Raw genomic sequence first — 11,817 nt, forward strand, 5'->3', positions numbered from 1 at the left:
AATCGGAAGTTCCACTTTTCAAAACACCGTGCAACTGCTTGACAAAAGCCTCACTCGGCATACGATGTGCGCTGTCAATCACCATATCAATACCCTTAAAATGGTTGACCGTTTCCATCACATCGTCAACGTTAATTGCACTATCCGATACGCCGATTGTGTTCGTTTCAAAAATGTAACGCGTTTGGTCGTGAGTAAGACAGCTGCCCTCAATGTGGTTGGAGTTATAGGTCAGTTCAATCTGAATTTTATGGTAAATACCACCGGACAGTTTTGCTGTTTTCTCAGCTTTCAACACGTCAAGGAGCGTTTTTGGGGCATAAGATTTCTTGTTGATGCGCTCGGGCTTGCACGCGATTTCAGGGATGTGCCACGTTTTTCCCGTTAGAAGGGCGCCGTCGATTTTTCCAGCAGCGCAGTATCCTCGCGCACTACGTGCGGAAACTCCCCATTTTTTCGCCGCTTCCTCAACTGATATATATTTCATGGCTACCCTGCGCTTCCCAAATATGTCATTACGACAGCATAAGCACTCCCACACATGAATACTATAACGCGCTATCGGCAAAAACGTATATTTTTGGGTAAGAAAGTAACAGAATTTTGCCGATAGCGGCACATATTCACCACTTCGGCATTTAGGACTAGGTGCATACAGCCACAATCGATTTGCCTCTTTTTTGCGACAGGAACGCCTGCTTGTACGTCTATCTACATGCTTATGCGTATGCCGCTCAGATTCCTAAATCATATAGCACTAGGATCTATACTGGACCATATACAAAAAAAGTCGATCCGAAGATCGACAGAAATGATGGTCGCGGGGGCTGGATTTGAACCAACGACCTCCGGGTTATGAGCCCGGCGAGCTACCAAGCTGCTCCACCCCGCACTATATATACTGTTCAAGCACCGCATAAACGCGCATCGTTGCACGTTTTGCCTTTCTGTATGCGCTGGTGTCCATTATGAGCACCTTCAACGCACTAACTTGAAACAGCGAAAAGTTATTTTATCACAGCGTCACGCTAAATACAAGATGTCGTTTTGAAGAAAACAACTGAGAAAAAGGCGCGGCACGAATACGCAGTTCACACGCAAAACTTGCCGCGCCAAATCTTCTTCTTACGCAGCCTTCCTCAAACTAATACGATGCATCAGCAACACACCAACTGCAATAACCACAACGCCGAGCACCAAAGATGGCCACGGGCTTGCCGTAAAGCCAGCCAGCACATACCCAAGCGCGCACACAACCATCACAAACGATGCATAAGGCAGCTGAGTTGCCACGTGACGCAGGTGATTACACTGCGCGCCCGTCGATGACAAAATCGTCGTATCCGAAATCGGCGACACGTGATCGCCATACACAGCTCCACCAAGCGTCGCTCCAATAGCCACCAAGAACAAGTGGCTATCCGTGGGGAAAACACCCAGCACAATAGGCAGAATCAGCGCCACGGTTCCCCATGACGTTCCCATTGCAAACGCAATAATAGCAGCAACAATAAACACAATCGCGGGAAGCACCACAAGCGGCGCGCCCACATTAGTAAGAAATTGCGACACAAACTGACCAGTTCCAATAAGGTGCCTGCACACACCGCCCAAACTCCACGCCAGCACCAAAATCATGATGGCGCCAACCATCGAACGCACGCCTTCAGACATGCTGGCAGTAAAGCCGCCCAGGGTAGTAAGCTTGCGCGGGATGAACATAATCGCAGATAGCAGCAGGGCAACCGTCACACCGATGCACAAACCGTCGATTGGCTTTTCGCCAACCGCCGTTGCAAAATCAACGCCCTTGAAAAAGCCGCCCACGTACAGCATACCGATAATCGAGAAAATTATCAGCACTACAATAGGAATTACCAGATCGAACATGCGACCTTTCTCGGACACATCCAAGCCCTTATACGCTTCAGCCGTTTGAGCTGCGGCATCGTCGATGTCGCTTGCCTCTGTAACAACAGGCGGCATGTCGGGACGCCCTTCAAGCTGTTCGTCATCCATATGTTTGATGCCCATTTTTGCCGCCTTGTGAAGCGCGCCTTTCTCGGACACCTGAATGTTCTTGCCCGCCAATGCGGCCTGCTCAGCGCGCAGCATCGAGCCGTAATCCTGCTGAGTTGCGATAACGAAAAACACAAAGAAAATGGTAAGAAGCGCGTAAAAGTTATACGGAATTGACGCCACGAACGTGTTGAAGCCATCATCGCCCATGTAGCCACCAATGGCCACCGCCCACGAAGACACCGGTGCAATAATGCACACAGGGGCTGCAGTTGAGTCGATAATCCACGCCAATTTCTCGTGGCTTACGCGAAACTTGTCGGTAACGGGGCGCATAACAGCACCCACTGTCAAGCAATTGAAGTAATCGTCCACGAAAATGATAATGCCCAAAATGGCACTAAGCAGCTGCGCCATACGAGCGTTCTTCACGCGCGTTGACACAAATTCAGCGTAGGCGCGCGATCCACCTGCGGTAGCAATCACCACCACCAGCGCACCCAACAGTGCCAGAAACAAAATAAGCGAGCCGTTATCGGCAATTTGCTCCGCCATTACCTTGGGAAGCATTGTAAACGATGCAACGAACTGATCAACGCCCACGCCCGAGCCGCAAAATTGATAAATCAGCAGCCCTGAAAACACACCAATAGCAAGTGATGAATACACCTCTTTTGTAAGAAGTGCCAGGCCAAGCGCTAGAATAGGAGGTAGAATAGACCACACTCCTGTTGCAATTAAATCGAAGCCTTCCATATGTATATCCTTTACTCGGTGCGACGCATACCACTCACATCATACGAGTCACAGTCCAACAAAACCCAACTAATCGCGTGCGTTGATCGCTTACCAATTATGCGCATAAACGCTGGTAGAACGCGTGCAAAACGCGAGGAACGTGCGGCACATGGCACGATAATCGCCCACTAACTGACCGCTGACCGCGAACTGACCGCCCGCTAATCGCCAACTAATCGCGACCAACCGCGAACTAATCGCCAACGTGTTTCTTAAACTCCTCCATAACATGGTCGTATGGCTGTCCGCACAGCGCAAGCATCTGAAGCGCCAAAATGGCCGCATTCTTAGCGCCATTAATGGCAACGCACGCCACAGGCACGCCCGTAGGCATTTGCACCATCGACAACAGCGAGTCAAGCCCACCCAAATCGCTTGTTTTCATGGGAACAGTAATAACGGGTAGCGGCGTATACGCTGCTACGACGCCGCCCAAATGTGCCGCTTTACCTGCAGCTGCAATAATAACCTTCAGGCCGCGCTGCTTAGCGCTGCCTGCCCATTCGTGCACCTTGTCTGGATTGCGATGCGCGCTTGCAATAATAACTTCTACAGGAACTTCAAACGATCGCAGCATATCAATACACGCTTGCATACAGGGCAAATCGGATTTCGAACCCATGATAACGCCCACAAGCGCGTCTTTATCGCACTCAACGCCCGCAACACTCGAAGCATTCGGAGAGCTCGACGAAGCCGGAGCGCTTACAGCGGTGGCGGCTCCTTCTGTAGGCAACACGGTACCTTCGCAACCGCATGTCGAAGGATGATTTGTTTGTTGCATCAAACTCACTTCCCTTAAAAGAAATACCTTGCGCACAGAGGGTATAAGTGCATTGATAATGTGCTTCATTCGGTATTAATGACACTTATACTGTATTTTATTCTTTTATACGTAAACTTACACCATTCAAACGCACTCTGTGCTCGTATATGTTACGGTATTTTAGCGAACAAACGAGCGATGCGCGTTTCCGATACGTAAACTATACCACGTATAAGCGCAAATCGCTCGTCTTTTACGGATTGTGTCGTGTTTAATGCCTCAAGGACCATATGCTCCTTTAGCGCATTGCAAGGGCGCCCCTCTATCACACCTCTCTTAGCAGGCTCAAGACCTCTCCCAAAGGCTACAAACAAAGGGGCAACATAGCGCGTATGTTTTATACGTCAAGCTTACGCCATTTCTTGAGCGCACTGGAACCACACGAGCGTTCCTAATATGTGTACACGCTCTTCTTCGTCAGACGAAAACAGCGAATCGGTATACGAGCCGCTATCTGAATCGGGAGCAAGCACAATAGTATTAGCGCCGCGGAAATATCTGCGCAGTTTAGGAGGGTTACCATCAATACTCAACAGCGCAACCGAGCCATTTTCAGGATGTTTCGTTGGGTCGATAAAGGCAAACGATGAACGTGGCAACACACGATTCATGCTGTTATCTGGTACAACAACAAAGTAACCATGCGGATGATTAACGCGAATAATAGTTGGAAGAGCAACGTTGCTTGTAATTCCATCTTGAGGATTAGTTACCGCAATAAAATTATAATTCATCAGCGGAGATACACTGCCATCACCACCAACTACAGGAAGCGCTGGCGATGCAGGTTGCGGCGTATGCAAACGTGCATACAAGCCCTCATCTTCTGAAATAAGATCTTTCATAGAAACGCCGTAATTGTGGCAAATATCAGAAAGCGATGAGCATGATGGATGAACATCGCGATTAAGCCAACCACTTACTGTTGTGAGTGTTACATGAATTGAATCGGCAAATTTTTTCTGCGTAAGATCGTTATTATGCAGCAACACTCTTAAGTTTTTTGCAAAAGTCGTCATCTCAACCCGCCCTATAATTTAAGTTACAATAATGATAATTGTAATAATACTCAAAGACGTTTTGAAATTCGTACCTTTGTATACTATTACACCCACCCGCGTAAGAATATAAACTACAAGAAATTTTGTATAGTTAGTATTTCTAATGCAAATCTTATAGTGCAAAGCAGAGTTATATATCTATGCAGGTCACCTATATTTATAATTTACTTGTCTATAAGTGGAGTAAGGAGCTCACCAAATTAAACACACAAATTTTTAAGTTAGTTTTAATCTTGATTGAAGATAAAAAGGCAACGTACATTCACGTGCCATCTCATGTAATAATGCCACATAAAAGCTCAATACGCAGCAGACATGATTAGTCTACCTAAGAGTAATCGGCTTATGAGTACCTAGACAAACAACGAATGCGTATGTATCAAACAACTGCGGCATACAAGACTAACAGCGTACAAGAACGACACCGTGCACCAAACAGCGCAAAACCCTTTGCACACTGTTCAAGCATCAAATATCTATCAGGCAAATGGCGCCTCCGGGCCGATTCGAACGGCCGACACCCGCTTTAGGAGAGCGGTGCTCTGTCCCCTGAGCTACGAAGGCGCAAAACATAGGTATTGTAGCATAGCACTTTACAAGGCATATGCACACAATTGCACACAATAAATGAGCGAAGAGCATTTATGCATCGCGTGTTGAATGGTTTTGTGACGAAGCTGACGAGCGCGTGCTTGGCACTTTCTTAAAGCTTACCGAAACCGATACGTCTTGCGTTACGTTTGAAACTAAGAAGCTGCCTTCTGTTTCATCAGACACACGGAAAGTTTTCCCTGAACGCGTATCAACAGCTTTATCAAGCACATAGCCTTGCTTAGCTTCATAATAAATCGTTACCGATTCGCCTTCACTTACTTGTGAACTTGACGCCCACACGCGCCCACCCGAGCTTACATTAAGCGATACTTTATGCTTGTTTACGCCAGCGATAACAGTAATAAGAACACTTGCCTGTTCACGCGCTTGTGCACCCGCTGCAGGTGTTTGCTTTACAACGCTGCCTAACTTACCCTTAGACGAATTAATTTTCTCAACCTCAACACTAAAACCAGCGTTTTCAAGCGTCACGCGCGCTTCTGCTTCGGTCATTCCTACTACATTAGGCACATTTGAGCTTTTGATACCAGCAGATAGCATAAGCGTAACGGTAGCACCTTTTGCCACAGGAGTTCCAGCGTTAGGATCTTGACCTGCAACTTTGCCTTTCGGAATAGTATCACTAAACGTAGGATCACCAATGCTTGCCTGAAGACCAAGATCGCGCAACGCCTTCTTCGCATCATTAAGCGACATATTCTCTAAATTCGGAACAACAATTTGGTTTTTACCTTGCGCAACCACCAAGCTTACTTTGCTTTTGCGGGCAACTTTTGCTCCTGCTTTTGGATTTTGATCAAGCACTGTGCCTTCATCAACACCCTCTTCAACGCGATACTGAATAGTGCCAACCACTAAACCAGCATCTTCTATTTGTTTCATTGCGTCGGGCAGCATGGTTTTTGTTACATTAGGAACTTCAATATCTCCCGATTGCGGAGAAAAATGCATAAATGCAAACACCGCTGCCGCAATTACCAAAAGAGCTACAATAATTCCAGCTACAATAGCAGGCGTTTTTCTTTTTTGTGGAACGCTTTGATAACTATCATAACGACGCGGTTGCGCAGATGAATGAGGAGATCCTCCTGCCAACGGTGGCATGACAGCTGTGTGACCTGCTGTTGCACCGCGCTGCTGCGCATATCCCGACGGGATAGAACCAATAACTTCTGTTTTGGTGTTCGCCATTGCCGTGCTGCTTATAGGCTTACCAGCCAAATAATCGTTCAGCGCACGACGCATATCAAGCGCAGTCGCAAAACGCTCTTCAGGCTTTTTCGCCATAGCTTTTAGGATAATTGCTTCAAGATCGGGCGATATTTCCGGATTAACCACACGAGGCGGCTGCGGATTTTCCTGCACTTGCTTCATAGCAACGCTTACTGAATCGGGTCCATCAAATGGCAATTTACCTGTTGCCGATTCATATAGCACAACGCCCAGCGAGTAAATATCACTCGCAGGTGTTAATTCTTTTCCTTGAGCCTGTTCAGGAGAAATATAGTGCGCTGTTCCTAAAACAGCTGAGGTTTTTGCAAGTGTTGAATTTTTTGCACGCGCAATACCAAAATCCATCACTTTTACATTACCATCAGGCTGAATCATGATGTTTTGTGGCTTAATATCGCGATGAATAATATCCATGCCATGAGCTACTGAAAGCGCTTGACACACTTGTGATCCTATTTCGGCCACTTTACGCTGGTTGATGGCACCTCGCTGATTGATTGCATTTTTGAGATCGGTTCCCCGCACAAATTCCATCACCATGAAATTTGTTTCGCCATCTTGACCCCAGTCGTACACATTTACAATGTAAGGGCTTTGTAAGTTTGCAGCAGCAGCAGCTTCCTGACGAAAGCGCGCTGTAAACGTTGGGTCGTTGGCATACTGAGGCAGCATTACCTTTACAGCAACGCTGCGTCCCAAAACGCTATCTTGAGCACGGTATACTTCTGCCATACCACCAAGCCCGATGCGCTCAGTTATTCGATAGCGATTGCTTAATAACCGACCTGTCATCGATCCAGTCACAGAGTGCTCCTTTGCCCACGTTCCATTAAATGTAATATAGCATAACTCATTTAATCAAGTCCTTTACTAACAAGTGCACTTTTTAATACATTTTGAGCTTTTGCAGCCGCCGTTACCGTACCGTTTGAACGCTCGAGAATAAGCGCAATTGCCACGCGCGGATTATCAGCTGGCGCAAACCCCACAAACCACGTATTTTCATCCTGTTTGCTTGTTTGCGCTGTTCCTGTTTTACCCGCAACTTTAATATTTGCGATACGCGTAGCACGACCAGTACCTTCTTCAACAACACTTAACATAGCAGTAAGGCAATCGTGCGCTGTTTGAGGCGACATAGCCTGCATAAACATTTTAGGAGTAGCGGAATAGCTTTTCTCACCATCAGCATTATATATCGATTTTACAAGGTAAGGCTTGATAAGCTTCCCCTCGTTTGCAACAGCGCACGCAACCATACCCATTTGCAGAACTGTTGCTTGCGGCCCAATCACATCGTGATTACCAACAGGCTGACCTGCACCTGCCCACGCAGTTTCCCAAAGTGTCATATCGGCTGGGTTTGCCATCAGCGACTTAGCCGTTGGAACGTCAAAGGCAGGCTGTGTATCAAACCCAAAACGATGCGCTCCATCAACCAGCTTTTGAGCTCCTAGCTGAACCGCTACCTGTCCAAACACCGTATTCGACGAGTACGCAAACGCTTTTTGCAAGGTAATTGAACCAAGGTCGTGCTTACCTTCACTCGAAACTTTCCCGCCACCAATTTCAATAGTTCCAGGAGAATTGTAGCGTGTTGAAAGCTGCGCTGTTTGCTGTTCAAGCGCCGTAGCTAAGGTCACAATCTTAAACGTTGACCCAGGAGCATACCGAACTTGGGTGGCGCGGTTAAGTAGTTTTGAGTTCTCAGTATGGGTGTTCAAGCTATCTTTCAGCACCTGCTCGAACTGCGAAGCCTTATAGCTCGGAGAAGACGCCATTGCAAGCACAGCACCCGTTTTTGGATCGAGCACAACACACGCACCATTAAAGCCTAAAAGTGCGTTTTGAGCAGCGTGTTGAATGCTTGACACCAAGCTAAGCTCGACGCTATTCCCAACACGCGTACCGCCTGCTTGCATCTTCAGAACATCAATCCACGACGCTTTTCCTTTTGCTCCCGATAAAACGGTATTTTGCGACGCTTCGATGCCGCTTGTTCCATACTTATTTGAATAGTATCCAACTACGTGGCTAGCTAAATCACCCTCAGGATATTTCCGCTGGTAAGTTCCATCTTCTTGAAGAACGCTTTGCGCAAGAACAACATTGTCAGCAGTAGTAATAGTGCCACGTTGCACATGTGATTCACGTAAAATAGTATGGTTGTTACTTGGCATCGTTTGATACGCTTCGGCACTTACCACCATAATGCGTACCAAATTTCCCACTAACAGGCAAAACAAGAACGAAAACCACACCACGCTGTGTGTTAAGCGTTTACCAAGTGCAACACGTCCGAGCACGCTATTCGAGCTGATGGTGGTGGTTGCGTTACGCATTTCCTGCGTAACACCCGTACCTTCATCGCCTGCTTTAAGCAAAAAACCAACAGCCATAAAGCTTGCTAGTAGCGACGATCCTCCCTGGCTGATAAAGGGAAGTGTCAGGCCTGTTAGCGGAATAAGCCCTGTTACACCACCCACAATAATGAACGTTTGCAGCACAATCAGTGTTGTTAAGCCAACACACACAAACGATGTAAAGTCGGTTTTGGCACGTGCAGCGCTTGCATAACCGCGAATGGCAAAGCATAAATACAGCATAAGCACGCCGCTTGCGCGCAAGAGCCCCATTTCTTCAGCAATAGATGCGAAAATAAAATCGCTTTCAACAACAGGAATTTTATATGCAAGACCGCGCCCAATACCCTGTCCAAAAATATCGCCATCAGCTATAGAATAAATAGCTTGTACCATTTGATACCCTGCGCCCTGCGCATCGGCAAAAGGATTTATCCAGTTAGCAACACGAATTTGTACGTGAGTAAACACACTCCATGCTGCAACAAAACCAAGCGCCAACAGCAGCGTTCCTAATACAAGATAGGTTTTTTTGCCTGTTGCGGTATACAACATTGCCAAGAACACGAAATAAAAAACCATAGCGCTACCAAGGTCTTTTTCAAACACAGCAATGCACAACGCAACGCCCCACATAAGCACCACAGGCAGCAGTGCGCGCGGATCAGGAAGACGCAGAGGCCCGATATGCCATGAAAAAATAGAAAGCATTTCGCGATTAGTAGACAAATAGCCAGCGGCAAATAATACGATAGCTATTTTTGCAAGCTCGCCTGGCTGAAATGAAAACGGCCCCAAGCCAAGCCAAATACGACTGCCGTAAATTTCTTTCCCGATGCCAGGAATAAGAGGGCTTAATAACAGCACCAAACCCAGCACAATAAAGGTGTATTTATAGTGGGACAAATTCTCGAATTTTTTAATACCACACAGGATAGCTATCATGAACGCAACGCCCAAAAATAGCCAAATTACCTGATTAAAAGCTAGTTTTGGAGCAAGCCGCGTGACGAAACAAATACCGATTCCCGCCAATACAAACACGATGGGCAATATTGCAGGATCCGCATTTGGTGCTTTAAAACGAATTACAATATGCGAAATGATAAACGCGGCAAACAGCGCTAAGGGCACTGTCAATGAAGTAAGTTTTACATCGTTCGTGCTGTTAAGCGCAAGCATCGCGAACAGCAAGATGACCAGCGGTGCACCTAAAATGAGCAACGCTAGTTCAAGATTTCTGCGCTTCACTGAGCCTCCTCACGTTTACGCTGATCAAGGTCGTGCTTGTAAGCGTCAACTCGTTCGTGAGCGATAGCTACATTATCAACCCTCATACCGCTGCGTACGCGCTCAGCTGTTCCTGCAGGCAAATCATCAACTTTGAGCGTTGTTGTTTCAATAAGTTTATTATGAGACACACCCAAGACACTTCCCGGTACGCCTTCATAGATAGCAACATATTCGCCCTCACTTGCCAAGTAGGCTGTGGTGTGTAAATAGCGATCAAGCGCAAAGAAGCCTCCCGCTATCGAACCAATAACCAGCAAAAATAGTAGCGCCACCATAATTTTTGTTTTACGAGCGGCGCGACGAGTACGCTTTGTTCGTCCTTCTTGAATGTCTACCACGATAGCGGTAATGTTATCGAATCCACCCTTTTCATTAGCAGCATTCACGAGCATACGCGCACAGCGCTGCGGATTACGCTCACGAATAAGCAGCGCTTCAATTTCGTCGTCAAGCAGCATCGTTGTAAGACCATCTGAGCATAATAACAATCGATCGCCTGGCTGCACCGTCATTTCAAATAAATCGGGTTTCATGTGGGGATCATTACCCAGCGCTCGCGTAATTAACGAACGTTTGGGATGAAGTCGTGCAAGCTCGGGGGTTATCTGACCAGCCTCAACCATATCGGCAACATACGAATGATCGCGCGTTATTTGCACAAGGCGACCATCACTCAGCAAATAAGCACGCGAATCGCCCACATGTGCAATCACAAGTTTGTTGTTCTCGATAACCGCGCTTGTACAGGTTGTTCCCATGCCTTCGCGCCCTACACGGCGCGCAGCGGCATCGATAATAGCATGATTGGCAGCTTCAACAGCTTTGCCCAGTTCTTGCGCATTTGCATGCACAGGCGCACATTTCGCAAGCGTGCTTACAGCAATTTCAGAAGCCACTTCACCCGCTGCATGACCACCCATGCCATCGGCAACGGCAAACAAGGGAGGTGCCACCACCAGCGAATCTTCATTATGATCGCGAACGCAGCCGCGGTCGGTTCGTGAACCAAACTGCACGTTTGCAATGCTTCGCAATGCAGCAAGATGGTTCGACATATTCCCCGATGACCTCATGCTTGCTGCCTTACCCGTATCGAAACATCGCCAACGCTGACCAAATCACCCGAACGTAATGCGCAGGGAGCAGATATATTTTTTCCGTTTACAGCGGTACCGTTCGTTGAACCTAGATCTTCAATAAACAAATTTTGTCCCATAAGCGTAAATTTGGCATGACGTGCGGAAACATAGCCCGCTGCTATAACGATGTCAGCATTTGGACTGCGCCCTACAATAACAGGACCGCGTACTGCAATAGATACACCACGCAGCTCCTTAGGGCCCTTTTCAACGGAAAGCGTCCAACTACGCTGCGATTTACGCTGTCCGCTTACTAAGCCAACACCTGTTTTCATAATAGCGAACAGAAACAAAAACAACAGCACGACGAATAATAAACGCCCTGCTAACAGTGCAACATCAATCATTCTGTAATCCTTTGTGCGCTTTCGTGCCTCTCTGCGCGCGTCTGACGGAACGCTTTATTATACCGCGCTCGCGTTAACAAAGTGTGAAACGAAAATCGGTTTTGCCAATAGTAAACACATCGC

The 11,817-nt window shown here is 47.2% G+C and carries 7 protein-coding genes, 2 tRNA genes and 1 pseudogene; all 10 read right to left on the minus strand.

The window, feature by feature from the left end; translation table 11 throughout:
• Positions 1-487, minus strand: a pseudogene (locus tag HMPREF3190_RS03850) (cell filamentation protein Fic); the annotation flags it as partial.
• Between the two features lie 328 nt (positions 488-815).
• Positions 816-892 (minus strand) — tRNA-Met (locus HMPREF3190_RS03855).
• A 233-nt stretch (positions 893-1,125) separates the two neighbouring features.
• Positions 1,126-2,775 (minus strand): Na+/H+ antiporter NhaC family protein, encoded by a 1,650-nt coding sequence (locus HMPREF3190_RS03860; RefSeq protein ID WP_066780577.1) that lies wholly within the window; start codon positions 2,773-2,775, stop codon positions 1,126-1,128.
• Positions 2,776-3,010: 235 nt separating this feature from the next.
• Positions 3,011-3,601, minus strand: coding sequence for a 5-(carboxyamino)imidazole ribonucleotide mutase (purE, locus tag HMPREF3190_RS03865; RefSeq protein WP_449676158.1), 591 nt, complete (start codon positions 3,599-3,601; stop codon positions 3,011-3,013).
• A gap of 392 nt (positions 3,602-3,993) precedes the next feature.
• Positions 3,994-4,662 carry a S24 family peptidase gene (locus HMPREF3190_RS03870; protein ID WP_066780578.1) on the minus strand — a complete coding sequence of 223 codons (669 nt, stop codon included), beginning with the start codon at positions 4,660-4,662 and terminating at the stop codon, positions 3,994-3,996.
• Between the two features lie 530 nt (positions 4,663-5,192).
• Positions 5,193-5,268, minus strand: a tRNA-Arg gene (locus HMPREF3190_RS03875).
• Positions 5,269-5,346: 78 nt separating this feature from the next.
• A complete protein-coding gene (gene pknB, locus HMPREF3190_RS03880) occupies positions 5,347-7,356 on the minus strand; it encodes a Stk1 family PASTA domain-containing Ser/Thr kinase (protein WP_449676159.1) in 2,010 nt (669 codons plus the stop codon).
• Between the two features lie 50 nt (positions 7,357-7,406).
• Positions 7,407-10,166 carry an FtsW/RodA/SpoVE family cell cycle protein gene (locus tag HMPREF3190_RS03885; protein ID WP_066780580.1) on the minus strand — a complete coding sequence of 920 codons (2,760 nt, stop codon included), beginning with the start codon at positions 10,164-10,166 and terminating at the stop codon, positions 7,407-7,409.
• Positions 10,163-11,263 carry a Stp1/IreP family PP2C-type Ser/Thr phosphatase gene (locus HMPREF3190_RS03890; RefSeq protein WP_066780595.1) on the minus strand — a complete coding sequence of 367 codons (1,101 nt, stop codon included), beginning with the start codon at positions 11,261-11,263 and terminating at the stop codon, positions 10,163-10,165. Before HMPREF3190_RS03890 ends, HMPREF3190_RS03885 begins: the two co-directional genes overlap by 4 nt.
• Positions 11,264-11,277: 14 nt before the next feature.
• Positions 11,278-11,694, minus strand: coding sequence for an FHA domain-containing protein (locus HMPREF3190_RS03895; protein ID WP_066780582.1), 417 nt, complete (start codon positions 11,692-11,694; stop codon positions 11,278-11,280).
• Between the last annotated feature and the right edge of the window lie 123 nt (positions 11,695-11,817).

The organism is Umbribacter vaginalis (assembly GCA_001552935.1).
In the GTDB taxonomy this organism is placed as follows: Bacteria; Actinomycetota; Coriobacteriia; order Coriobacteriales; family Eggerthellaceae; genus Berryella; species Berryella vaginalis.